Below are 24,367 nucleotides of genomic sequence, written 5' to 3' on the forward strand. Positions count from 1 at the left end.
CTCCGCGAAGGCACGAAGCGGCGCTAGCCCTCACGGTACCAGTGCGGGCTCTTGCCTTTGCAACGGGCTGGTATCCTGCAAGGCAGCGGCATCGACGCTCGCATCGCGGATCATGGCATATTTGACCTGCGTAACCTTTAGGTCACGGTACCAATCGACCAGTGCGCCCCACGGGTCGGTTATCTTGGAAAGGCCGGAGATGAAGGCGACGACGGTACCGATCTCGGTCTTGCCGGTGACGACATAGTATCCGCCGAGCGCAAAGATGCCGGCATATCCAAGCTGCGTCATCAGGTTCATCAGGAAGTTCATCGTGAACTTGATCCTGTAGATGCTCATATTGGTCGAAAACAGCGTCTGGACGCGGTCGCTCTGAGCGTTCAACGCCTCGCTGGTGACCACGTGCTCGACCATGCCTTCGCCGACGTGACGCATGATAGTGATCTTGCTTGCCACCCGGCGGTTGATGGCCGATTGCATCAGGGGAACGAAGCCCATCTGCGGGAAAAAAACGACGGCGACGGCAAACGCCATCAGCGGCTGGAGGAAAATCATATAGCCGCCGACGGCAACGAGGATGCCGGCCTGCAGCAGCGGCTCGGAGATGCTGGTGCCGACGAAGCCGCCGACGGGCTCGGCTTCGGCGAGCACGATCGAGAGCTGCACGCCTTCGGCGAAAGCATCGATCGGCGCCTCCCGTGAGTGTTCCGAGACAGCGAGCACCGACATGCGCAGCCAGCGGATCGCGACTTCTCCGATCCAGCCGCGATAGAGGTTCAGCATCAGCTTGGTCAGTCCCTCCAGCACCACGAGGCCAAGATAGGCGAGGACGAGGAGGAGGATGGCCGGATAAGCCGCGCCCTCCGTCACCGCATTGATGAAGCGCCTCTGGACCTCCAGGGGCGCTGTGCCGGCAAGAAAGAGGAGGATGGAAAGAGCAGCGATCGCGATCTGATGGCGGCGACCCATGAGGAGTACGAAACCGAACAGGTTTTTCGGCATCTTCCTTCGCCCTCTGCTGCGGGGATAGAATAGAGCATAGCCACTGATCTTGGTTGCGCGGTTTTGACGTCTCGCGCCTTGATCGGCGTCAAATTCGAGGGATAGGCTGCTATTGGATCACCGAGTTTTGATGGACGGCAGGGCGTGCGCTGTCAGCCCGCGGCTTGATCCAGAGGATGCTGAATACGCTGGCGATCATGAGAATGAGGATAATCAACAGAAGTCTGCGCAACGAAATTTCCCGGCAGGAGGGAGAGAGCCTGCTCCCCAGAACAGACGGGCCGGCTTGCCCGTCCCGCCATTCTCCATGCCGCGCAAAATCCGGCCTTGATCGCCGTCAAACTTCGAAACGAAGCTACCAGCGGCCGCTGTCGTCGAGTTCTTCGAGCGTACCGAGGAGGCGTTGCTGGATCTCGGCCTCCTGCCGATTGATGGCGACGACAAGTCTACGCATTGCGCCACGCATGCCGTGGAGTTGATCGATGAGCTCCATGACGACGTCCACACCTGCATCGTTGACGCCCATTTGACGGGTGAGGTCGAGGATCAGGCGAGCGCGAGCGAGATCGGCATCCCGGAACCGACGCCGGCCCTCGGAAACTTCGGGGGCCAGCCAGCCCTGCTCGACCCACAGATCGAGTTCGGTCACGTCGATTTTGAGGTAGAGACGGAATTCGCGATCGTCCATGGTCAGGCCTCCATGTTCTTTCTCGGATCCTGCGTGTCGGCTGCTGCCCATTCCCTGGCGAAGGCGGTCAGCTGTTCGTCCGGCTGCTCGGGCAGCATGATCTTCAGCGTCACATAGACGTCGCCGGATTCACCCCCGCGCTTGGCGACGCCCTTGCCCTTGAGGCGCAGGACCTTGCCGCTGCTGGAATTTGCCGGCAGCGTCAGGTTGACCGGTCCAGAGGGTGTCGGCACGCGCACCTTTCCGCCGAGGACCGCTTCGCTCAAGGTCACGGGCAGATCCAGGCGGATGTCGTCGCCGTCGCGGGTGAAGAAACGGTGCGGGCGCACACGAACCTCGATCAGCGCGTCGCCGGCCGGCCCGCCGCCGAAGCCCGGCTCTCCCTTGCCACGCAGGCGCAGCGTCTGGCCGTCGCGCGTGCCGGGCGGGATCTTGACGTCGAGTGCCGGCCCGTCGGGCAGCTTCACCTGGGTCTGCGTGCCGTTCACGGCGTCGAGGAAATCCACTTCCATCGAAAAACGCCGGTCCTCGCCCTTCGCGCGGAACTGGCCACCGGCGCGATCGCCGCCAGCGCGGCGGGAGAAGAAGCTTGCGAAGAGATCGTCGGCGTCTCCAAAATCGGCAAAGCCGGCGCCATTGTGATAGGCGCTACCCGGCCCGCTCGCGGAGGCATAGTCGCGATAATAGCTGCGGGGCGCCTGTTCGGCTCCCGTGATGTCGATCTCGCCGCGATCGAAGCGGCCACGCTTGTCTTCGTCGCTTAAGATTTCATAGGCGGCAGAAATCTCCTTGAACTTTGCCTCGGCCTTTTTGTCGCCGGGGTTCAGGTCGGGGTGGAGCTTCTTGGCAAGCTTGCGGAACGCCCCCTGGATGTCCTTCTGGGTGGCATCCCGTTTCACGCCCAGAAGCTCGTATGGATCTTGGCTCATACATGTCTCCGTGTAAGGGCAGCGAATACTGCGGACTGGAATCCGCTTTGATATAGGTTGTGGATCCGATGTCGGGGAGGGGATAAGGGGGAAACGCTTGAGCGTACGACTCTTTTAGAAGCGGCCCCCCAATGCTTTCAGTGGCAGGTGCCCCGGTCCTCACCGTTTCTCCTCGTCCTTGGATCGGGCAGATAGCGCCTTGCGGCGCTAACGACCGGGATGCCCATTGCTTGGAGCACCGCCAAATCGGCGTGTCTGCGGTTGTTGCTCATGCCGACGCCTCTCCGGCGATGTCCAGCACCATCCGGCCCTCGACCGTTCCCGCTTTCAGGCCGGCAAAGATATCGTTGATATCGTCGAGCGGCGCCTTGGTGACTTCGGCCCGGACGCGGCCGTCAGCGGCGAAGGCAAGCGCCTCGTCGAGGTCGCGGCGCGTGCCGACGATCGAGCCGCGCACGGTGATGCGCTTCAGCACGATGTCGAAGATGGGTGTCGGGAAGTTGCCTGGCGGCAGCCCGACAAGGCTGACGGTGCCCTTCCGCCGCACCATGGAGAGCGCCTGCGAGAAAGCCGGCGGGGAGACGGCGGTGACCAGCACACCATGCGCACCGCCGCTCGTCGCCTTCAATACCTTCTCGACCACGTCTTCGGAAAGCGCGTTGAGCGCAAGGTCGGCCCCGACGTCGCGGGCGAGGTCGAGCTTGGCGGCGGCGACGTCAAGGGCGACCACCTTGAATCCCATCGCCTTGGCGTATTGGACCGCAACATGGCCAAGGCCGCCGATACCCGAGATCGCCACCCATTCGCCGGGCCGGGCTTCGGTTTCCCTCAGACCCTTGTAGGTCGTCACGCCCGCGCACAGGATTGGCGCGATCTGCGCGAAATTGACATCATCGGGAAGGCGTGCGGCAAATGCTGCCGAGGCGATGACATATTCGGCAAAACCGCCATCGCAGCTGTAGCCGGAATTGTGCTGATGTTCGCAAAGCGTTTCCCAGCCGGTCTCGCAATATTCGCAGCGCAGGCAGGCGTCGTGGAGCCAAGCGACGCCGACGGCATCGCCCTCCTTGAATTCGGTGACGCCGGGGCCGAGGGCGGCAACGATACCGGCCGCTTCGTGACCGGGAATGAAGGGCGGCGTCGGCTTGACGGGCCAGTCGCCGTCGGCCGCGTGCAGATCTGTATGGCAGACGCCGCAGGCGACCACCTTCACCAGGATCTCACCCGGCCCAGGGACAGGTACCGGCACGCATTCGATTGCAAGTGGCTTGCCGAATTCACGCACCACTGCCGCCTTCATCATCTTGCCCGTCATGATCTTCATCCTTTCCCAATGATTGTTCGGCGCGATGATGAAGGCGGCATCGGCTGCCGCATTGATCCATCGCAAAGCACAGCGCCTGCCATCCGGATCTGTGTCGGCAAAGCCACCCCGCGGGAGGTTCCAGAGATGAAGTCAGGCCATGAGAACGTACTCTTCAGCCAGCCAGGCCGAACGGCGGCATGATGGAGACGAATTGCCGGCAGGTATTCCTCGATCAGGCACGGTTACCAGCACTACTTGCCATATCCGCAGATGACATATGTCAAGGATGGCGGAGGGGATCGCCAATAGAAGACGGTATCGGCAACGTCCGCACGGGTTCGATTGGAGGCTCCGCAATTGAGAAGGCAACAGCTTTGTGTCCTGATTTCCGCCGCTTTGCTCCTTGGCCTCGGTAAGCCCGGTGTTGCGCAGGATCGCCCACCGGTCTTTTCGGCTCGGTTCGAAGCCCTCTGGGACAGGATGATCGGCCACCGGCTGCCGGATAATGTCTCCATGTCCAACGGTCGCATCGAAGCCCAGCAGGTACTGATTTCGACGAAATTCGCCGGTCGGCTTGCGGCGGTGCTCGTCGAAGAAGGCGAGATCGTCGATGTCGGTGCGCCGATCGCCCGGATCGATACAGCCGATCTCGATGCCCAACTTGCCGGCGCCAAGGCCCAGGTCCGCCGCAGCGAGACGAGCCAGGTCGAAGCTGAGGCCTCGATTGCCCAGCGTCAAAGCGAGCTGACGCTCGCCAGACAGGAGTACGAGCGCGCACAATCGATGAGCAACACGGGAAGTGGCACGATGCAGCAACTCGAATTGCGCCGCAGCCAGCTGAGCGTCGCCGAAGCCGCACAAAGGGCAGCGCTGGCCAGCCGCGACGAGGCGGAAGCGGCAACCGAGGCGGCGCGGGCGGAAGCGGTGCGCATTCAAACTCTGCTCGACGACGCCGTGCTGAAGGCGCCGCGCCGCGGCCGCATTGAGTACAAGCTTGCGCAGACCGGCGAGGTCGTTGCCGCCGGTGCACCGGTTGCCACGCTACTCGATCTCTCCGACGTTTCGATGACGATCTTCCTGCCGGCCCGTGCGGCCGGCACCCTTGCAATCGGCGACGAGGCGCGCATCATTCTCGATCCAGCGCCGCAATATGTCGTGCCGGCGACGGTCTCCTTCGTCTCTTCGCAGGCACAGTTCACGCCGAAGACCGTCGAGACGCAGGACGAGCGCGAAAAGCTGGTCTTTCGCGTGAAGCTGAAGATCGCCCCCGATCTGCTCAAGGATTATGAATCGCGCGTCAAGACCGGTGTCAGGGGCATTGGCTATGTCCGCACCGATCCCAAGTCGGGTTGGCCGTCCGAGCTGCAAGTGAAGCTGCCGCAATGAGCGAACCGGCTGTCCGCTTCGCGGCCGTGACGCACCGTTACGGCCGGATTGCTGCGCTCGATGGTGTCGAGCTCGCTGTTCCCGCCGGCTGCATGGCCGGACTGATCGGCCCTGACGGCGTCGGCAAATCGACGTTGCTTGCCCTTGCGGCGGGTATCACTCGCATCCAGCAGGGGCATATCGAAGTGCTTGGCGGCGACATGGCCGATTGGCGCTATCGCCGTGCCGCCCGTGCCCGCCTTGCCTTCATGCCGCAGGGCCTCGGACGCAATCTCTACCCGACGCTGAGTGTGGCGGAGAACCTCGATTTCTTCGGCCGCCTTTTTGGTCAGGACGGTCTGCAGCGGCGTGAACGCATGGACGCACTATTGCGAATGACGGGCTTGCTGCCCTTTCGCGATCGGCCGGCTGGCAAACTTTCGGGTGGCATGAGGCAGAAGCTCGGCATCTGTGCCTCGCTCCTCCATGATCCGGATCTGCTGATCCTCGACGAGCCGACGACCGGCATCGATCCGCTCTCGCGGCGACAGTTCTGGCAGCTCGTCGATCACATTCGCGAGCGGCGGCCGCAGATGAGCGTGATCGTTGCCACCGCCTATATGGAGGAGGCCGAACGCTTCGACTGGCTTGCCGCATTGCACGCCGGCAAGCTGATCGCCACCGGCAGCCCCGGCGATATCATGCAACAGGCCCGGCAACAGACCCTGGAGGCGGCCTTCACGGCACTGATGCCGAAGACCGGCAAGCTGAATGGCAGCCCGCTGACCGTCACGCCGCGTGTGATCGTCGACGAAGCGCCGGCAATCGAGGCGGAAGGTCTGACGTGCCGCTTCGGCGATTTCGTCGCCGTCGATCATGTCAGCTTCCGTATTGCGAAGGGCGAGATTTTCGGTTTCCTCGGCTCCAACGGCAGCGGCAAGAGCACGACGATGAAGATGCTGACGGGACTGTTGCCGGCGAGCGAGGGCGTTGCGAAGCTCTTCGGCCAGCCGCTGAAGGCCGGCGACATCGAGACCCGCAAGCGCGTCGGCTACATGTCGCAGGCATTCTCCCTCTACGGTGAGCTGACCGTTCGCCAGAACCTCAGGCTGCATGCGCGTCTGTTCGGTTTGGCGGCTGCAGATATCGACCGGCGCGTCGGCGAGATGCTCGCCGAATATGATCTCGGACAATTCGCCGACCAGCGGCCGGAAGACCTGCCGCTCGGCATTCGCCAGCGTCTCCAGCTTGCGGCCGCCGTCATCCACAAGCCCGAAATGCTGATCCTCGACGAGCCTACGTCCGGCGTCGATCCGGTGGCTCGCGACGCCTTCTGGCGATCGCTGATAACGCTGTCGCGCCGCGACGGCGTTACCATTTTCCTGTCGACGCACTTCATGAACGAGGCAGAGCGCTGTGACCGCATCTCGCTGATGCATGCCGGCAAGGTGCTGGCGATCGGCAGCCCTGGCGAACTGCGCGCGCAGCGGGGCAAGGCGACGCTGGAGGAAACTTTCATAGACGTGCTGACGGAGGCGGGTATGGGTGAGGGCGCCGACGCCGATGCCGGAAGCCCTGCGCTCGCCGGCGGGACCGCGCTGCCCACACGGCTCTTCGATCCCCGCCGGCTCTTTGCCTATGCGCGACGGGAGACGATCGAAATCCTGCGCGACCGGGCGCGGCTCGTGTTCGCTCTGCTGGGGCCGGTCCTGCTGATGCTCACGTTCGGATACGGCATCTCCTACGATGTCGAGCATTTGCCTTTCGCCATATACGATCAAGATCAATCTTCAGAAAGCCGGCAGCTGGTGGAGAGCCTGCAGAGCTCGCGTTATTTCCAGGAGCGGCCGCCGATTGCCTCGGCGGGGGAGCTGCAGCATCGGCTGCAGGATGGCGAGCTGATGGTGGCCATCGAGATTCCGCCCGATTTCGGCCGCGACCTCATGCGGCAGGAGGCGCCGGAGGTCTCCGCATGGATCGACGGGGCGATGCCGTTCCGTGCCGAGACCGCGCGCGGCTATCTTTCCGGTCTCGTCTCCTCCTATCTCGCTGATGTCTCGGCGCGGCGCTCAGGACGCTTCGAACAGCCCTATCCCGTCGATATCGAAAGCCGGTTCCGCTATAATCAGGATTTCAAGAGCGCCAATGCGATCGTGCCGAGCGTGATCATGCTGATGCTCGTATTGATCCCAGCCATTATGACCGCGCTCGGTATCGTCAAGGAGAAGGAAACCGGCTCCATTGCCAATTTCCAGGCGACGCCGGTCACGCGAATTGAATTCCTGCTCGGCAAGCAGCTTCCCTATGTGGCGATCGCCTTCGTCAGTTTCCTGATGCTGGTGCTGATGATGCGCCTCGTCTTTGACGTACCGATCAAGGGCTCCATCGGTTTGCTTGGCGTGAGTTCGATCCTCTATATTCTCGCGACGACGGCCTTTGGTCTCTTCGTTTCGAGCTTCGTGCGCAGCCAGGTGGCCGCGATCTTCGCGACGGCAATTGTTGCGGTCGTCCCGGCCGTAAATTTTTCCGGTCTGCTGGTGCCGGTCTCGTCACTCTCGGGGGGCGCGCGGTTCATGGGGCTGCTCTTTCCCTCGGCCTGGTATCAGCCTGTGAGCGTCGGCGTCATCACAAAAGGTCTCGGCCTTGCCGAACTTTGGCCCAACCTCATCGCCCTTGCCGGTTTTGCTGTCGTGTTCGTCGGAGCTGCCCTTGTGGCACTCAGAAAGCGGAGTGCCTGACATGTGGGGCAAGCTCAATCGGATTTTCCGCCTCGGCATCAAGGAGCTCTATAGCCTGAAGGCCGACCCTGTGATGATGGTCCTTATCGTCTACACCTTCACCATCGCCGTCTATACGGTATCGACCGGTGCCAAGCTCGAAGTCGCGAACGCCTCGGTCGCCATTGTCGACGAGGACCGGTCGATGCTCTCGACGCGTTTACGGGATGCGATGCTTCAGCCCTTCTTCAAGGAGCCGGTATTGATCAGCGCTGAAGAGGTGGATACGGCCATGGATGCCGGTCGATTCGTCTTCGTGCTGGAGATCCCGCCCAAGTTCGAGGAGGATGCGATTGCCGGTCGCAGGCCAACGCTGCAGCTCGATATCGACGCGACGGCCATGGCGCAGGCCGGCAACGGAGCCTCTTATGTTCAGAGCATTATCCTGCAGGAGATGGCGACGGCCTTGCCGAACAACGCCGTTGCGCTGCCAGTCAATCTCGTCGTCAGCACGCGATTCAATCCCAATCTGCAATCGACCTGGTTCACGGCGGTCATGCAGGTCATTAACAATGTGACGATGCTTTCGGTCATTCTGACGGGTGCGGCGCTGGTCCGCGAGCGGGAGCATGGCACGATCGAGCATCTCCTCGTCATGCCGGTCACGCCGGCGGAGATCATGATGTCGAAGGTCTGGGCGAATGGGCTTGTGATCGTCGTGGCGGCGGTGTTGTCGCTCGTCGTCGTGGTCGAACGCCTGCTTTCGGTGCCGATTGCCGGCTCGCTTTGGCTTTTCATCTTCTGTGCGGTGCTCTACCAGTTCTCCGTCACATCGCTCGGCATCCTGATCGCCACGGCGTCCAGCTCCATGGCGCAATTCGGGCTGATCTCGATGCCGATCCTGATTGGCATGAACCTGCTTTCCGGCAGTACGACGCCGATGGATAGCATGCCGCTCTGGCTGCAATATGCGATGGTAGTTTCGCCGGCGCCGCATTTCGTCTCGCTGTCGCAGGCGATCCTCTACCGCGGCGCGGGCTTCGATGCGGTCTGGCAGGAGGTGGCGGCGCTCACGGCAATCGGCGTGCTGTTTTTTTGCGGCGCGCTCATCAGGTTCCGGTGGGCGCTGGCGGATGCGCGGTAGAGACGATGGCGATGCCCGTGCCTTGCGCGCAGGCTGCCCGTTCCCGCCTGTATCTTTGCGTCAGCTACAGGGAGACGGACGACAGAAATGCGATCAGTGCGCCACTTCTCAACCGTGCGGTCAGCTTATGTCCTGGACTTTCTTGCGATCGACGAGGACCGAGCATTTGGCGTGACGAACCACGCGATCGACCACGGCTCCGAAAATATAGTCGGTAATATCTGCCACATGGGTCGACAGGATGATGAGGTCGGCCTCCTTCTCCCGCGCCGCCGCCAAAAGCACCCTGGCCGCGCTACCGGCATGGACCTCGATGAGGGCGGGGATATTCATCTGCCGACAGAGCAGGGTTAGCTTCTCCTCCGCATCCTTTATGGCGGCGGTCTCAAAGGCGTCCGGTAGGCTCGTGGTCATGTAGCGTGGCATGGCTTCGACGGCATGGATGACGAAGATCGAGCCATCCTTGTCGAGGAGGCCGGCTGCCTTGTTCAGAATACGCTCGGCCGTTTCGCGCGGGCCGTTGCCTATTGCGCAGACTATCGTTCGGTACATATCGGATCGTTGCCTTTGTCCGCCGGATGGTCAGCCAACTCTAGCCTTCTCCAGGGATCATACATTGACCGATGTCAAGAAATGATCCTGCATCATATTTCATGCAGGCAAGTTTGATGCAGGACAAGGCGGCTGCGGCAAGCGGGGTCTAATTTCCAGTCGCCGTTTCCAGGGGACCCGATATGGACATGATCGCGACGCAGCCACCGCTTGCCGAACTCGAAGAGAAATACCGCGAACTGGCATCGTGGTGCGATGTCATGCAAGCCCTTGCGGATTTCCTGCCCTGCCATATCGATGCGCAGGTATCGGATAACATCCGTGCCAATCTTGTCGCGCTCGTCGATCGTATTCACGGACTGGAAGAGGCGTTTCTGTTTCCGGCGATTGCTGGCTGTTATGGCTGCGAAACGGCGGCCGAGATCGCCATCGAGCGGCGGCGGAAGGACCGTCAGCATGATCGCGACGCCACACAGAACCTTGTCAACATCTTTCACGATCTGCAAAGCAACAGTAGCGAGCTGCGCTCCGAAACCATTGCCTATACGCTGCGCAGCCTGGCGCAGCGAATGCGCCGCCATATCGCTGCCGAGAGCGAATTGTTGAACCTCTTGAGGCGGAAAGCAGCCTAAGACGCGGCCTGGCTTGTTCACGGTTTCCCGGCTGGTCGCGACGGCGAGGCGCTGGCGGGCAGGCGGCGGCAGCTTTGCCGCTTGGACCGTATCGAGAATGGCCAGCGCGATACATGACTTAGAGGAAGTCAGCCGAACCGCTAGCGCGACCGCCTCACAGTTCTCAGGTCCAAAGAGCGCTGATCGCCAGTGTCACGGAGAATGCGACCAGCACCGCGCAACCGCAATGGCGCGCAAGAGCCGGCACTTGCGCACGACGTCCAACGAGCAGGCTGCCAAGGCCAAGCCAGATCGCCGACGTCACCGTCACGCAGCAGACGAACGCCACCATCGCTGCGGGTATTCCGGCTTCGACAGCGGGCACCAGCGTGAGGCCGATGATGATGGCTTTCGGATTGAGCAGCGTGGTGATGAAGAGCTGAACGCTGCCGAGCCTGTTCCGGCCACCCGCAGGCGCAGGAGCCCACAGCTTGATTGCAAGATAAAGAACCCAGATTGCCGAGATCAGCTTGATGATGCTGGCGATGCCAGGATGGTCATTGAGCAGCGGAGCGGCGATGCTCGAAACCGGACCGATAGTTGCGAGATAGGCGAGCACCACCGCGGCGATGAGCGACAGGAACCGCCTGACGGTCAATGCTGTCGACGCCATGGCCAGAACGGCATTGGTGGGACCTGGAAGGATCAGCAGCGAGAAGACGGCGATAGCGAATGTCGGCAGGTTCATCAAATTCGGTCCCCGATCGTCTGCCACCCTTCTCATGAATCCTGATAGACGGTCTTGATCTATATCAGTTCAAGCATTGCTGCGGCCAGATTGAGATTTGTCAAGGACGAGCGAAGCTCTAGCATCACATAGCTATGTGAACTCATCCTCGAAAAGCGGGCCCGTGCCAAAATGCTCCTGAGAGATATCGATCCAGCCACCGCCAGGCGCGTCCTGGACATTTATGAGGGTATTGCAGAGGCATCGTGGTTCAATCGCAACCGTGCCACCGAATGGGAGCTGCTCAAGCTCGTGCTTCACCATCTCACGCCCCATCAGGACGAGGAATATGTTCGGAAACTATGCACCCGCGAAGCGTTCGAGCGTTTCTGCCGAAGCGTGTAGCTCGCCCGAGGGATCGGTTCGGCAGGGAAAGGGGGTGAAGGCGCCGCCGATACCTTGCCACGTCCACAGCGGTTCTGACCGTGCATGGCCGCGGCGCCAGCAACTTACCTCGGTTGCAGTGACGACAACGGCCTGCGCACGCCTCGGATCGCATCTGCCATAGGCGAGGGCGATCTCGCAAAAGCTATGCAGAAACTGGAAAAGCCGCGCCTCGTTCGCCCGCGGGGGTGAGGCAACGCTCAACAGCGATCGCCTGGTGACGATCACGTGCCGGGTTTGGTCAGCGACTTGAAGATCGATGCGGCCGCATTTTTCCGCGTCGTCGAATCGGGCCGAGATGATCGAATACGCCACCTTGCGCTCTCCCGGACGTTCAGCGTGACCGAATATGCTTCGATCCGGATCAAGGCCGATCTGCATCGCCGTTCCCGTCCTTCTCGTCGTCGATGCCCTTCTTGAAGGCCCGGATCCCATGGGCGACGTCGCCCATCAGTTCGGGGATCTTGCCGCGTCCAAACAGGATAAGGACAATGGCGAGGACGATCAGCCAATGCCACGCACTAAAGCTTCCCATTCCGATGACTCCCTGCAATATGACGAGCTTAGAGTTTTCGGCTCGATCATGATTGATCTGGCGCAAACGCAATGATGATTTTGAAATCGGTGATCAATCACGGGCCACGCTGTTGAGAACGCCGACTCGCGGACATAGATACCCCTCATGACCGCCGCGCCTGCGTGACCGTTCATTTTCCCCGGTATTCGCGCGGGACATTCTTTCTCTTTGATGTCTGTCAAAGACGCCGAAACGCTATCCGGTATGCTCTGATCCATCATGGACGAAAGAGGAGGGAGCCCGGATGTTGCCGAGGTTCATCACCGCATTCCTGAAATCCTCCGGAGAAACAGGCGTCGTGCTGATGGAGCACGAAGGTGCGCAGCGCGTTGTCATCATCGATCGCGACGCCTTGCTCCAGATCAGCAATCCACCGCGCGCAGACGAAACCCGGCTGCAGGAGCATGTCGGCACGATATGCGAAATCGCCGCATCGAAGATGCTTCTGCAGCCGCAGTCGACATTTTCCCCGATACACGTATCGAAGGACGATATCGCCGCGTGGAAGGAAGCGCATGACACGTTTCATTAGGACAAAAGCTGAACCGTGACATTGCCGAACTCGGCTTGGAGGTACGTCCAGTCGGGCGCAAGGCTCGACGTTTCCGCTGCGGAAATACCGCCGGCTGCGGCCATCCCGGGCTTGAAATAGGGGCGACCGCCGGCCTCATGGCCGCATTTAGCACTCCGCAGTCAGGCCGCGACGCGTTATCCTCATATCTCACTCTTCAGACTTCGGCCGCTAGTCGCTCTTGCCTTCTGCAAGCTTCAAAAGACGCTGTGGATCAGTAACCGTCAGCTTCTGCCTGCCGCCCACGACGATGCCCTTGCCTTCCCATGCGCTCAGGATTCGCGATACTGTATGCAGTGTCGTCCCCGTCATCTCAGCAATATCCTGTCGAGATATCGGGAAATCGATTTTGATAGCGGTTCCCATCGCCTTGCCGGCCTGTTTGGACAGACGCAGCACCGCATGGGCGACCCGCTTTTCCACTTCTTCAGTAGACATTTCGCGTATGCGCGTATGCGCTTCCTCGAGCCGCTGGCCGATCGTCTGCATCGCAGTCACTGCCAGGCGAGGATTTTGCTCGACGAACCGCGACCACATGTCGGTCGGCCACCCGAGGATGAGACTTTCCGCTGCGGCGGTGGCCGTTCCCGGATAGTCCTGCCGGCGCAGCGCCATGGCGAAGCCGAACAGATCGCCTGGATGGACCATTCTGACAATGATCTGCTGGCCGTCATGCGTGACCTGCGTGACCTTGAGCCTGCCGTGGAGCAGAAGGAAGAACGATTTCGCAGACGCTCCCTGCTCGAAGACCGCATCACCCTGGGCGATGCGGCGCGGTGTGGCATGCTCGAGCATGGCGTCGAGGTCGGCATCCGTCATGCGCTCGAAAAGCGCCAGCGACTTCAAAACTGTACGGTCAACCTTCATCGTCGTCCCGCTGAACTCCTTTGAAAAGGACGTCGCCGATCATATCGGCGACGACACGGTGCGTGAAGTCTTCGATGCTCTCGACGAAGCCCGGCTGCCGGACGAGCCGAAAACCGAGATTGTCGGGCGGGCTGCCGACCGAGCATCCGCCGCCTTTGGGATTTCGCACGAAAGTGCTCATCGGAGCGCGGTGCCTGCCGGCGGCGATCATGATGCCGCAGTCTGCGGGGTCGGGGTCGTCGATGACGGCTTCCTTCTCGAGGTCGATACGCTTGTTGCAGGTCGAGGTCCATTCCCAGATGTTCCCGCCGAAATCGGCAAGCCCGGTCCGGCTCACGCCGAACGATCCCCTCGGCTGCGGCGCGGGGTCGCTCGAGGCGGCGCGGCGCGCCTCGCGTTCATAATCGGCAAGCCAGCGCAGCGCGGGGTTCTTGCTGTCGGCATCGACACCGAGCGCGTCGTCGGGAAAACGATCGGCGGCAGCGTAGGCCAGTTCGAAATCGGTCGGAAGTCGCCAGGTCTTGCCCGTCTTCTGCGATAGCCAGTTCGCGTAGCGCAGTGCGTCCTCGTAGCTGACGCCGGTCACCGGCGTGTCGTCGCCGGAGGTGGCGCTTCGCCCTTCCGGCTCGGAGCAGGCGCCATCGGCCACGCAAACGTCATACTCGGAAAGGCTGGTCTGATATTTCATGATCGCCAGAGGTGTGCGGACATTGGTCTTGCGCTTCGGCGCATCGACAGCCAGGCCGCGGCGAAAATACTCGGTCGCGTCGCGATATTGGAATTGATGGGGTGCAATAGTGACGATCTCGGGAGCGGCTAATGCGGCCTCGCGCCGCTCGATATTCACGAACCCGGTCTCAACCGCAAGCGCTGCGGAAAGGACCGCAAGAAGCGCAAGCGGAAGTGCGATCGATATGCCGGAAACTCCTGTGGTCTCGGCGTGCGGTGTCATGTCCTTTTCGCAACATGCGCCCCCTTTTTTAAGAAATCATACTGTGCAGGCCGCCCTCACGGCCTGCACAGTCCCCTTCAAGGTCAGCTGGCCGACGGCGACTTCACCGAAGTCATCAGATCGTCGTTCCAGTCCCCCGTGACCTTGAAGTGGGCAGCCGCACCGAGTTCGAACGCCTCGATGAGGTTGTGGTTGACATAGGCGTAGATCCCCGGCTGTGCGAACGTATAGAGTGCCGCACCTGCCGTGCCGCCCGGGATGAACCAGGTCTCCTGGTCGATGTCGGGCACGTTGGCGAATTTACCGGTCGCCCAGACATATTCGCCGTGGCCGCCGATAAGATGCGGTCGCGTATCGCGGTTGGCCTGCGAATGCACGATGAGAACGGTCTCGCCGACCTTGGCCGTCATCGCATTTTCGCCCGTCAGCGCGCCGACGGCGCCGTTGAAAACGACGTGGGTCGGTGTCAACGTCCTCATGACCGCAAGCGTATCCTCATAGGCCTCGCCAGGGCTGTCATACTTCTTGAATTTGCCGTTCTCGTCACGTGGAATGTAGAAGTCCTGCTCGCCGACATAGTAGATCTTGTCGTAGACGAGAGGTTTCCCATGGCCGTCGGTGAGACCTTCACGCGGAAGAACCATGATTGCGCCATTCATCCCCGATGTGACATGCCAGGGCACCATGCCGGGAGGTGCGCAGTGGTAGACGAAGACGCCGGCCTTCGTCGCCTTGAAGCGCAGGACGGTGCTTTCACCGGGATTGACGACGGTCAGCGCACCGCCGCCAAGGCCGCCGGTCGCGGCGTGAAAGTCGATATTGTGCTGCATGGTGTTCGTTTCAGGATTGACCAGCGTCAACTCCACATAATCGTCCTGGTGGACGACCATCAGCGGGCCGGGCACCGATCCGTCGAACGTCATCGCGTTCACCTCGGTCCCATCTTTGTCGAGCACCATCTTCTTTTCCTGGATGGTCAGCGTGAATTCCTTGATCTTCGGGCCACCCTCGGCCTTCTGGCTATGCGAGTGGACGAAGGGTGGCTTGACCAGCTCGACCTTCTCGCGCTGAAGCTTGGCGAGGTCGGCGGCCGGCGCTTTTCTGGGCGCGTTCGCTGCCATCACCTCCTCCGCATGAGCGGAACTATTGACGATGAGGATGGGCGTCAGCGCTCCTGCGACAGCAGCGCCCGTAAGCATCGTGCGACGGGTCATTTGCAGAGTATTCGTCATCTCTAATCTCCTGTAGTCGAAGAGCGAGCGCATGCCGCCCGGTCGAGAAGCAAAATAGTAGAAACCCCGTCGGACTCTTTGATTTGGAGCAAACTGACTGTTTGTGTCAGCGCAAAGTTCTGCCGCCGCTATTTGCGTAATCTCAACGACCACCCCGACAATCTTTGGCATTTCTGTGTGGTCAATTTGGAGACATGGAAATGAAAAACACTTCGGATGCCGCGCGAGATCTTCCGCGCGGCATGTCGCGAACCGGACCGGTGCTCTTCTCCTACGGCTTCCGGCCCTTCTTTCTGGCATCGGCGCTCTTTGCCATCGCAAGCATCGACATATGGGTTGCCCATCTCAGCTTCGGGGTTCCTGTCGCACCGGATTACGGTACATTATACTGGCATGCGCATGAGATGCTGTTCGGTTTCGCGCCAGCGGTTCTGGCCGGGTTCCTGCTGACGGCGATCCCGAACTGGACCGGCCGCCTGCCGATCGCCGGCAGGCCGCTTGCGATGTTGTTTGCGATCTGGTGCGCCGGTCGTATCGCCATGCTGCTCAGCGGTTCGATCGGGATCGTCCTTGCAACCGCTATCGACAGCCTGTTCCTGCCGGTGATGCTCCTCGTCTGCGCGCGCGAGGTCGTGGCTGGAAAAAAGTGGAAGGACTTGAAGGTCATCGCCGGGCTTTTTGTCCTCTCGCTTGCAAATGTCCTCTTTCACATCGCCGTCATCGAGGGCATAGGGCCCGAACTTGCGATACGTCTTGGGATCGGCGCCTACGTGCTGCTCGTGACGATCGTCGGAGGCCGGATCCTGCCGAGCTTCACCCGTAACTGGATCAATCAGTCCGGCCGCACGGACTTCCCCGTGCCCTACAACAGTTTCGATGCGGCAACCATCATCATCGGGGCGGTCGTGCTCGTTCTATGGGCATGCGCCCCTGATGCCATCGCAACGTGCGGGACGGCGGTGGTGGCAGCTGTCCTAAACACGATCAGGCTTATTCGCTGGCGCGGCTGGACCACCTGGCCTGAATCCATTCTGTTTGTCCTGCACGCCACTTTCTTATTCGTGCCGATTGGATTTGCTGCCATTTCACTTCAGGCATCCGGGTTGCTGCCCGAAGTGGCCGCACTGCATATTTTCGCGATCGGTACGATTTCGATGATGATGCTCGCAGTGATGACGCGGGCAACACGCGGCCACACTGGGCGGAAGCTAAAATCAAGCCGGATGGCCAATATATCCTATGTGTTGCTTGGCTGCGTTGCACTTGTTCGGCCGCTTGCCGAACTCATCCCTACGCTGAGCACGGAGATCCTTGCCCTGGCAGCGATCGGCTGGACGGCGGCCTTCGGATTGTTCGTGGTGGAACACGGCCCGCTTTTGTGGTCGGAACGCAACCTCTGACGATGAGGGGAGGGTGATCGTGCTTTAGGCGCCCCAGCTTGGCAGCTGGGGCGCTGCATGCATCCAGGCCCTCGCGCAGGGCTATGGCGCGAAGGCTCAAATGAGGAATGGCCGCGAGCAAGCCGGCAGTTTTGCGTTGGAGTTGCGCAAACCGTCAATGGGCTGTCTGCGAATGCGCGCCGCCGCGTTGGGAGATGCCGCCCAGCGCCTTGCCTGTTTCCTTGGCACTGCCTTTCATGGCGAGATCGCCAAGCGAGATGATGCCGACGAGCCGCTTTTTTCGGTTCAGTACCGGCAAGCGCCGGACCCTAAGATCACCCATATTATGAAGAACGTCTTCCACGTCTTCGTCCTCGAAGCAGTATTTGACATCGGTACTCATCACGTCTCGTACCTTTGTCTTCGGGCCTCTTCCCTCTGCCACGCCGCGGATCGCGATGTCGCGATCGGTGATCATGCCGACCAGCCGGTCATTCTCACCCACCGGGAGAACGCCTGTGTCGAGACGTCCCATCATCAAGGCGACATCCTGCAATGTATGCTCCGGATCGGTGATCTGGACGTCCGTCGTCATGCAATCGCTGATTTTCATGATAACCTCCCTCAGGTTGCCCACGCCGAATAGCTTGGGTCCAAGAACGAATAACGCGCACCAGTCGGAAACGTTCCGGACACGGGCCCAGCAGACCATCGTGCGAGGCTCGCTTTGCGGCCACTGTGGAGCGTCAAAGCGGGCCATATGTCCCGGGCGTGCATCGCTCAGCCGCGCTCGCCTCACGACGTCATGCGCAAAAACCGCATTTCTTCGCTGAGCACGCAGCCGTCTTCGCTGACGATCGCAACCCAGATCCGATTGCCGATGCGGACGGAGAGACGCCGCTTGCCGGCGTCGGCACCAGTGCCGACCTCCACTCTCGAGCGGACGAGACCGCGGCGCAGATGATCCATGAGAAGGTCTGGCGCAAGGTTGAAACGGTCGGCAAGGACGGCAGCATCGACGATGGGGCTGCCGTCTTTCTGCAATCCGAAAAGGCCCGTCCTATCCACCGTGTCTTCGCTCATGGGCTTCCAACCAGAAGGGAGGCAGACTAACCGTCCCGATTCGATATGATTCTGCTCGTCGGGCGGCAGTTCCGCCATCCGAATAATGTGACTGCAAAGCGTTCATGTCCTCGGCAGACCGAAGAGCGAGACCATATCCGGCGACCAGGCGGGTTCGTAGACGAGGTCGACGACGGCTCGGCTTATGCCGTCAATATCCTCAACCCGCTGACGCACCGCATCGGCAATATAGCCGGATGCCGGACAGAAACGGGTCGTCGTCGTCATCTTGATCTTCGCGACTGCGGGCTCGGTCATATCGATTTCGTAGACCAGACCGAGATCGATGATACTCGTTCCCATCTCGGGGTCTTCTATCTCGCGCAGCGCATTGCGAATGTCCTGTTCCGTCACCTCAGGCACCAGCATTGTTCTGTTCTCCCGTGGTCGTCCTGATCATGATCCGGTAGGTCTTGCCGGACGAATCGAAATTGCCGATCCATTCGTGGCCCCGTGCCTTCAATTCGTTGAAGAGGAAGACGGGTTCTCGGTTGAGAAGGGCAAACAGAACCTCGCCGTCCTCCATCGTTTCCAGCCGGGACAAAATGCGCTCCATCGGCTCGGGCGGGGCAAGGTCCGTCAGATCGAGGTTCCAGACCGGCTCGGGCCAGACCGCTTCCGTCGCGGCGACGGCGGGTTCCGATCGCTGAATGGGCTTGTTCGGGATGAATTCGATTTCCCAATCATCTTCAGCCAGACGCGTTGCGACATGTGAATAGCCGCGTTTTTCAAGTTGGCGGATCAAAGGGACGGGCTCGAATATTGCGCGCAGCTTCAGACCCTCATCGGGATCGAGGCCGGCGAACGCATCCATGATGAGCTGGAATGGCATGCCGCCATCGCGCAGGATCTGTCGGACGTCGAGTTCACGGAACTGAACCATTGGCGTTACCTCTTTGGTTTGCGGCGAAAAACAGCGCCGGTTTGTGAAATGGTGCGGTCTTGATCTCTGGTTTTACATTCGCGAGCGCGCGGGCGAGCACCAGCTCGATGATAAGAGCGAGCGTCGATGCGGTTTGAACGATCGCGAACACACGAAAACCCAAGTCCCATCCAGCGCAGAGCGCGGCTGCAGCGCCGACTACCGAAACGTAGAAGATGCCAAGCCAGACACCGGCGCGACGCCCGTTGATCAGTTCGCCAAGCTTTGGCGTCGGCCTGCGGCCAAGAAGCGGACCGAAGGCTTCGATCCAGGTGAGAAATGGAACGATCTTCAGAAGCTGGGCGAGCCCGAAGCCTGTGAGCCAGCCGAACACGAAAAGATAGACTATTGCCGATATGATACGCGTCTCGGCACCGAGGAAAAGGGACAACGCAAGAAGGGAGACGGAGAGGCCGAGCATCGCGAAGGCCGGCAGCGATCCCAGCGTATTCAGCTCGAGCGTGGGGCGGCGCCTGGCGCGATATGTTCCGTAAATTTCGAAGAGATAGGCAGCTACGATCAGGCCAAACAGCACCGCGGCCGACAGGAAAACGGCGCGCGCAAAATCGGGTTCGACGACGGGCGCGATCGCTGCCATCGACAGGAGAAGGACCGCCAGCGTACTCGATCGGCGAATGAGCTGCGCCTTGCGCATATCGTTGGACAGCAGGAACATCGGAAGCAACTTGTAGCTGACGCCGATCGCCGCAAAGGTCATCCAACCGCCGAGGCCGAAACTCGCATGAAAAGCGACCGCATCCATGCCATAGGCGACGACTTCGGGTGCTTCCACCTGGCCGGAGATCGTCAACGCAAACAGGGCGCCGAAGGCCGTCGTGACGAGCAGGCATCCGATACCGACGAGAACGATGAGGGAGGCGGCATGCACGCGTCTTCCTCGCCAGAGCAGGGCAGACAGGGATAGCATGACAGCGGCGATCGAGAGTGAAATCGTCGCGGACGCGGCAATCATGACCGGGCCGGCCGCAACGGAACCGAGGCTGATCAGGTGGAAGCCGAGCATGAGAAGTGCCGGACCGGCGACCATGCCGGCAAATGCAATCAGATCGAAGCGGCCGGCTGGTCTGTCACTGCCTGTCAGGACCGGCGCGAACTGGAGCAATGATCCGATCATCAGAAGCAAAAGCCATCCGAGCGTCACGGCATGCACGATGGCAAGCGCTCCAGGTTCGGCGACGTCTAGGGAGGGCGTCCAGACGCCTGCTGCCAGCAGGCACTCCGCCAGCAGCAGGTAAGACAGTGCCGCGCCGAAATACGACATCGTCCACCGCGACAGGGTCGCGCCCACTGGCATCATGGCGCCTCTCCTGCGCTAGTGGCTGCCGCAGCAGCAGTCGCAACCCGCATCGAGGCGGGTGATCTCCACGCGCCACACGTCCGGTCCCTGTTCCAGATATTCGAAGGAGAATTTTCCCGGCAGGGCGGTGTCGAGTTGGTACTGCAGAGGGCGGGGCTCGTGGTCGCTGGTAATGTGGAGGCTCTGGCCCGGTGTCAGCGAATTCAACGTGCCGAAGATCCGGGGATGGCGCTCGACGGGCGGCAGGATCCGCACATCGATGTGCGCAATCGTCGTCTGCGTGGCTGGCGCGTCTGTCATTATGGCTGCTTCCTTCTGCCGCGGAATGACTGATGACCGGACCGCGGCGCATCCGGTGTCGAGGCGGAAGATAGCCGGGTGCGGGTCGGGCGACTTTGACAGCGAGCAAACAGCCGGACGATTGTTGCCGCCGGACTCGGACTGCTGCCGAACTTGCCATCGTCAACTTTACACGGGTCGTTGTTGATCCAGGACAAGGAAGCTTGCCCCTTCGTCGGCTTATGAACATCATGATTGTCTCATGAAGGAAGCCGAAATGTCCGATGTCCTGGTCGCCAAATATGGCGAGGCCCGCCTGCCGCGTTACACCAGCTATCCGACCGCGCCTGCGTTTTCGCCGGTCGTCGGGCCGGAGCAATATGCGCATGGTCTTTCCGACGTCGCAGCTTCCGGACCCGTCTCCGTGTACCTGCACGTTCCCTTCTGTCGCTCCATGTGCTGGTATTGCGGCTGCCACACGACGATCACGCGCCAGGATGCACCCGTGCTGGAATATCTCGATGTCCTGAGCCAGGAGATCGAACTCGTATCACAGGCAGCCCGAAACGAGGTTCCGGTCAAAAACGTTCATTTCGGCGGCGGCACGCCGACGATCATGAAGCCGGACGAATTTTCGAGCCTGATGGACAAGCTCAAGAGCGCGTTCCAGTTTACCGGCGACAGCAGCGTTGCAGTCGAGATCGATCCGCGGACGCTGTCGGGCGCAATGATTGCCGCTCTCGGCGAGAACGGCGTCGACCGCGCAAGCCTCGGTGTCCAGAGTTTCGACCCGGTCGTTCAGAAAGCAATCAACCGGATACAGAGCTTCGAGCAGACGCAGGCGGCTGTGACGGGGCTCAGGGGTTACGGTGTGACGAGCATCAATTTCGACCTCATCTACGGGCTCCCCTATCAGACCATCCAATCCTGCATCGAAACGGTAAGAACGGCTGTCGAGTTGCGGCCCGAACGTTTCGCAGTCTTCGGATACGCCCATGTGCCGGCCTTCAAGAAGCATCAGCGGCTGATCGATGAAGCAGCGCTGCCCGATGCCGCGCAGCGCAACGAGCAGGCCGAGGCGATTGCACAGGAACTTGAGAGCGCCGGTTATGTTCGTGTCGGTCTTGATCATTTTGCATTGCCCGACGATCAGCTCGCGATCGCCTCGGTTTCGGGAACCCTGCGGCGGAACTTCCAGGGCTACACGACCGATGAATGTGAAACCTTGATCGGGCTCGGCGCGTCGGCGATTGGCCGGCTGCCTGATGGCTACGTCCAGAACCATGTCGCTCTTGGTCGTTACGCAGAGCGGATCAGTTCGGGGATCCTGGCGACTGCCAAGGGATATGAGCTGACCGATGAAGACAAATTTCGGGCGAGAGTGATCGAACGGCTGATGTGCGACTTCAAGGTCGATCTGGCAAAGCTTGGCGCGGAGGCCGGCTATGATGCCGGCTTTCTCCTCGAGCGGAACGACCGGCTGGACAGCCTCGCGTCGGATGGTGTGGTGACGATCGAGAATGGTCGCGTCACCGTCTCGAAGGAGCATCGCTTCATGGTCCGCGCCGTCGCAGCAGCCTTCGACGCCTACTTCGGTTCCTTCGGCCGGACGCACAGCAAGGCGGCATGATCTCTTCCTGACGGCCATGTTTCGATAGGCGGCCGGTGACAACGGCGATATGCCCGCCGGCCATCCTCCCCAAAATCAGAAAAACCAGGCTGGAAGCGATTCCGCCTGGTTTCTGCGCGTGAAAAGGCTCGGCTTTTCGCTTTGCTATGCCGTCAAGCTCCGGTAGATCGCCGGCAGTGCGCTCGGCAATTTCGAGATGTTCGACACGAGGGCAAACCCGGATCTGCCGAAGATGGCCGGAAGATAGTCGCCGGCGCTGCGGTCGACGGTCACGGCAAAGACGGCCTGTCCTTTCGTGCGAGCCTCCATGACGGCTTTGCGGCTGTCTTCGAGGGCGAAGCGACCCTCGTAGTGATCGACGTCGTTGGGCTTGCCATCTGTCAGGATAAGCAGCAGCTTCTTTCGTGCGCCGTCGCTCTCTAATTGCCTCGATATGTGCCGGATGGCCGCCCCCATGCGCGTGTAATATCCGGGCTTGAGATTTGCGATGCGGCTGGCAGTCCTGGCAGAAAAAGTCTCGTCAAAATCCTTGATCGTGTCGACGCGGACCCAGTCACGGCGCCGTGACGTAAAGGTTTGAATGGCGAAGCGGTCGCCGCACGATTGTAGGCCACGGGCAAGGACGTCGAGCGCCTGCATTTCGACGTCAAGAACCCTGCGATTGTCGACCCAGGAGTCCGTCGACAAGGAGACATCGACGAGGATCGAGGTCGCAAGTTCGTGACTGGCGGGGCGGGCACATCCGTAGATGCGGTCATCCGGCTGGCCGGTGGCGATGAAGTCGATGCGGGAGCGGATGGTCGCTTCGAGATCGATCTGGTCCCCGTCCAGTTGTGCCCTTCGCAGCTCCCGCTTCGGGCGCAGCGTCTCAAACTGGCGTCTGACCTTGCGCACAAGAGCGGCGTCGCTGACGATTGCCTGATCCACCTTGTCTGAGGGCGAGCCGACCACCACGCGGCAGTGGTCGGCAAGATATCGGTTTTTCCGGAAATCCCATTCCGGATAGATGAATTCGCCGGCTATCGTTGCCGGGTCGACGGCTTCAGGCGAGAGGTCCAGGCCGAAGTGGAAACTGGATTTCGGCCGCTCGCGCGTTTCGCTGAGTGTAATTTCTTCAAGCTCGTCAGCCGCAGCAGGATCGTGCTCCTCACTGTCATCACTAGGTCGGTCGACATTGACCATCTCAGCCATGGCGAGGATTTTCTCGAAGCGGTTCAATATGAAGGGATCGCGCTTGCGATCGTCGGCGTCGCGTTTGCGCGTTGCCTCATGCGATGGCCGTGCCTGTTGATCGTCACCCGCCTGATCAGACGGAAGGTCATCGCGCTCTGACGAGTTCGTCTCACTGCGGCCCCTGAAATCCGGCCAGATCGGCAAAGGCAGCATCGGCAGATAACCGGCAGGGGCGGCACGTATCTTCGGGAGGATGGCGTCGGGAAGGGAATGGTGCAAAGGAACGGTGAGTGCCAGCTGGGCGAATTCCTCGACCCATCGTTCGGCCTGTGGAAGCGTTCCGCGCCTGCGGCAGCCAAGCAGCGCCTGGGTCAGCCGGACATAGCGTGCCGCCGTTCCAGGAAACCTTTGGAGGACCAGAGCGGAATTTTTCCGACCCCTCTCGATCCGCCACAGATCGGCAAGAGCCGGATCGGCGGGGGACAAAGCGCACGGTGCGGTCGCCACATAGGCAGCCAGCCAGAAATAAAGATCCCGATTGAGCGCACGGTCGTCGAAAAGATCGATGGTCGCCGGCAGATGGATCGCCGTGCCGTCCCAACTCGGATGATCCGATCTTTCTTCGCCGAGGCCGATGACTTGCCTTAGCCGCAGTCTGTGCAGCGAGGTTTTCTGTCTTGCCCTCTGGATCTGCAACGTCGCGTCCCCGCCAAAAGCCCTGAAGCAGACGGCAAGCTGCAGTCTGAGATCGGCGAGGTGAACGGCTTGAGCAGGATGATGCGGCCATGAACTGGTGTCGCCGACAAGCCGATGCCAGGCGCGCCCCACCGTCTCCTCGAGTTCCAGAAATTCGAGCATGT

At 60.9% G+C, this 24,367-nt stretch carries 25 protein-coding genes; 7 read left to right on the forward strand and 18 right to left on the reverse strand.

The window, feature by feature from the left end:
* Nucleotides 1-30: 30 nt before the first annotated feature.
* The 4 genes from FHT92_RS18225 to adhP form a co-directional block, all read right to left on the reverse strand.
* Nucleotides 31-1,002, reverse strand: a complete 972-nt coding sequence (locus FHT92_RS18225) for an ABC transporter ATP-binding protein (protein ID WP_183827968.1) — start codon at nucleotides 1,000-1,002, stop codon at nucleotides 31-33.
* Between the two features lie 355 nt (nucleotides 1,003-1,357).
* The gene (locus tag FHT92_RS18230) at nucleotides 1,358-1,690 is read right to left on the reverse strand and encodes a chaperone modulator CbpM (RefSeq protein ID WP_183747844.1); all 333 of its coding nucleotides are present in this window, start codon (nucleotides 1,688-1,690) and stop codon (nucleotides 1,358-1,360) included.
* Between the two features lie 2 nt (nucleotides 1,691-1,692).
* A complete protein-coding gene (locus tag FHT92_RS18235) occupies nucleotides 1,693-2,619 on the reverse strand; it encodes a DnaJ C-terminal domain-containing protein (protein WP_183827971.1) in 927 nt (308 codons plus the stop codon).
* A 268-nt stretch (nucleotides 2,620-2,887) separates the two neighbouring features.
* Nucleotides 2,888-3,934: an alcohol dehydrogenase AdhP gene (adhP, locus tag FHT92_RS18240; protein ID WP_183828500.1), complete on the reverse strand. Its 1,047-nt coding sequence runs from the start codon at nucleotides 3,932-3,934 to the stop codon at nucleotides 2,888-2,890.
* Nucleotides 3,935-4,282: 348 nt separating this feature from the next.
* On the opposite strand from adhP, the gene FHT92_RS18245 reads away from it, so the two are divergent.
* The 3 genes from FHT92_RS18245 to FHT92_RS18255 are packed head-to-tail and all read left to right on the forward strand — an operon-like array spanning nucleotide 4,283 to nucleotide 9,151.
* On the forward strand, nucleotides 4,283-5,311 hold the full coding sequence (locus tag FHT92_RS18245; RefSeq protein ID WP_183827973.1) for an HlyD family secretion protein: 1,029 nt from the start codon (nucleotides 4,283-4,285) through the stop codon (nucleotides 5,309-5,311).
* Entirely contained in the window at nucleotides 5,308-8,028 is a 2,721-nt protein-coding gene (rbbA, locus tag FHT92_RS18250; protein ID WP_183827975.1) for a ribosome-associated ATPase/putative transporter RbbA, read from the forward strand. Before FHT92_RS18245 ends, rbbA begins: the two co-directional genes overlap by 4 nt.
* Nucleotide 8,029: 1 nt before the next feature.
* A complete protein-coding gene (locus tag FHT92_RS18255) occupies nucleotides 8,030-9,151 on the forward strand; it encodes an ABC transporter permease (protein ID WP_183828503.1) in 1,122 nt (373 codons plus the stop codon).
* 120 nt (nucleotides 9,152-9,271) lie between these two features.
* Here FHT92_RS18255 and FHT92_RS18260 read toward each other — a convergent pair whose 3' ends face one another.
* Nucleotides 9,272-9,703, reverse strand: a complete 432-nt coding sequence (locus tag FHT92_RS18260) for a universal stress protein (protein WP_183827978.1) — start codon at nucleotides 9,701-9,703, stop codon at nucleotides 9,272-9,274.
* 182 nt (nucleotides 9,704-9,885) lie between these two features.
* On the opposite strand from FHT92_RS18260, the gene FHT92_RS18265 reads away from it, so the two are divergent.
* A complete protein-coding gene (locus FHT92_RS18265; protein WP_183827981.1) occupies nucleotides 9,886-10,335 on the forward strand; it encodes a hemerythrin domain-containing protein in 450 nt (149 codons plus the stop codon).
* Between the two features lie 163 nt (nucleotides 10,336-10,498).
* On the opposite strand, the gene FHT92_RS18270 is transcribed toward FHT92_RS18265, so the two are convergent.
* The 3 genes from FHT92_RS18270 to FHT92_RS18280 form a co-directional block, all read right to left on the reverse strand.
* Nucleotides 10,499-11,062 (reverse strand): LysE family translocator, encoded by a 564-nt coding sequence (locus FHT92_RS18270; protein WP_183827984.1) that lies wholly within the window; start codon nucleotides 11,060-11,062, stop codon nucleotides 10,499-10,501.
* Between the two features lie 339 nt (nucleotides 11,063-11,401).
* Complete coding sequence (locus FHT92_RS18275) at nucleotides 11,402-11,866, reverse strand: hypothetical protein (RefSeq protein WP_183827987.1); 465 nt, start codon at nucleotides 11,864-11,866, stop codon at nucleotides 11,402-11,404.
* Nucleotides 11,850-12,020: a twin-arginine translocase TatA/TatE family subunit gene (locus FHT92_RS18280; RefSeq protein WP_183747872.1), complete on the reverse strand. Its 171-nt coding sequence runs from the start codon at nucleotides 12,018-12,020 to the stop codon at nucleotides 11,850-11,852. Before FHT92_RS18280 ends, FHT92_RS18275 begins: the two co-directional genes overlap by 17 nt.
* Nucleotides 12,021-12,306: 286 nt before the next feature.
* Between FHT92_RS18280 and FHT92_RS18285 the strand changes: the two genes are divergently transcribed.
* A complete protein-coding gene (locus FHT92_RS18285; protein WP_183747875.1) occupies nucleotides 12,307-12,594 on the forward strand; it encodes a hypothetical protein in 288 nt (95 codons plus the stop codon).
* Between the two features lie 210 nt (nucleotides 12,595-12,804).
* Here the strand turns inward: FHT92_RS18285 and FHT92_RS18290 are convergent, their stop codons facing one another.
* From FHT92_RS18290 to nirK, 3 genes are all read right to left on the reverse strand, one after another.
* Nucleotides 12,805-13,500 (reverse strand): Crp/Fnr family transcriptional regulator, encoded by a 696-nt coding sequence (locus FHT92_RS18290; RefSeq protein WP_183827990.1) that lies wholly within the window; start codon nucleotides 13,498-13,500, stop codon nucleotides 12,805-12,807.
* Nucleotides 13,490-14,452 (reverse strand): SUMF1/EgtB/PvdO family nonheme iron enzyme, encoded by a 963-nt coding sequence (locus FHT92_RS18295; RefSeq protein WP_183828004.1) that lies wholly within the window; start codon nucleotides 14,450-14,452, stop codon nucleotides 13,490-13,492. Before FHT92_RS18295 ends, FHT92_RS18290 begins: the two co-directional genes overlap by 11 nt.
* 83 nt (nucleotides 14,453-14,535) lie before the next feature.
* Nucleotides 14,536-15,684, reverse strand: a complete 1,149-nt coding sequence (gene nirK, locus FHT92_RS18300; protein ID WP_183828007.1) for a copper-containing nitrite reductase — start codon at nucleotides 15,682-15,684, stop codon at nucleotides 14,536-14,538.
* A 200-nt stretch (nucleotides 15,685-15,884) separates the two neighbouring features.
* On the opposite strand from nirK, the gene FHT92_RS18305 reads away from it, so the two are divergent.
* Complete coding sequence (locus FHT92_RS18305) at nucleotides 15,885-17,084, forward strand: NnrS family protein (RefSeq protein WP_183828010.1); 1,200 nt, start codon at nucleotides 15,885-15,887, stop codon at nucleotides 17,082-17,084.
* Nucleotides 17,085-17,238: 154 nt separating this feature from the next.
* Here the strand turns inward: FHT92_RS18305 and FHT92_RS18310 are convergent, their stop codons facing one another.
* The 6 genes from FHT92_RS18310 to FHT92_RS18335 form a co-directional block, all read right to left on the reverse strand.
* Nucleotides 17,239-17,676: a CBS domain-containing protein gene (locus FHT92_RS18310; protein WP_183828013.1), complete on the reverse strand. Its 438-nt coding sequence runs from the start codon at nucleotides 17,674-17,676 to the stop codon at nucleotides 17,239-17,241.
* A gap of 182 nt (nucleotides 17,677-17,858) precedes the next feature.
* A complete protein-coding gene (locus FHT92_RS18315) occupies nucleotides 17,859-18,146 on the reverse strand; it encodes a DUF6522 family protein (RefSeq protein WP_246735508.1) in 288 nt (95 codons plus the stop codon).
* A gap of 102 nt (nucleotides 18,147-18,248) precedes the next feature.
* Nucleotides 18,249-18,554: a metal-sulfur cluster assembly factor gene (locus FHT92_RS18320; protein ID WP_183828016.1), complete on the reverse strand. Its 306-nt coding sequence runs from the start codon at nucleotides 18,552-18,554 to the stop codon at nucleotides 18,249-18,251.
* Nucleotides 18,541-19,068, reverse strand: coding sequence for a DUF2249 domain-containing protein (locus FHT92_RS18325; RefSeq protein ID WP_183828019.1), 528 nt, complete (start codon nucleotides 19,066-19,068; stop codon nucleotides 18,541-18,543). Before FHT92_RS18325 ends, FHT92_RS18320 begins: the two co-directional genes overlap by 14 nt.
* A complete protein-coding gene (locus FHT92_RS18330) occupies nucleotides 19,052-20,425 on the reverse strand; it encodes a hypothetical protein (RefSeq protein ID WP_183828022.1) in 1,374 nt (457 codons plus the stop codon). Before FHT92_RS18330 ends, FHT92_RS18325 begins: the two co-directional genes overlap by 17 nt.
* A gap of 15 nt (nucleotides 20,426-20,440) precedes the next feature.
* Nucleotides 20,441-20,725 carry a DUF2249 domain-containing protein gene (locus FHT92_RS18335; protein WP_183828025.1) on the reverse strand — a complete coding sequence of 95 codons (285 nt, stop codon included), beginning with the start codon at nucleotides 20,723-20,725 and terminating at the stop codon, nucleotides 20,441-20,443.
* Nucleotides 20,726-20,981: 256 nt separating this feature from the next.
* Here FHT92_RS18335 and hemN point away from each other — a divergent pair, with 256 nt between their 5' ends.
* Nucleotides 20,982-22,334: an oxygen-independent coproporphyrinogen III oxidase gene (gene hemN, locus FHT92_RS18340; RefSeq protein WP_183828028.1), complete on the forward strand. Its 1,353-nt coding sequence runs from the start codon at nucleotides 20,982-20,984 to the stop codon at nucleotides 22,332-22,334.
* 144 nt (nucleotides 22,335-22,478) lie between these two features.
* On the opposite strand, the gene FHT92_RS18345 is transcribed toward hemN, so the two are convergent.
* On the reverse strand, nucleotides 22,479-24,365 hold the full coding sequence (locus FHT92_RS18345; protein ID WP_183828030.1) for a nitric oxide reductase activation protein NorD: 1,887 nt from the start codon (nucleotides 24,363-24,365) through the stop codon (nucleotides 22,479-22,481).
* Nucleotides 24,366-24,367: the final 2 nt, after the last annotated feature.

Source organism: Rhizobium sp. BK377 (assembly GCF_014193935.1).
Lineage (GTDB): Bacteria > Pseudomonadota > Alphaproteobacteria > Rhizobiales > Rhizobiaceae > Rhizobium.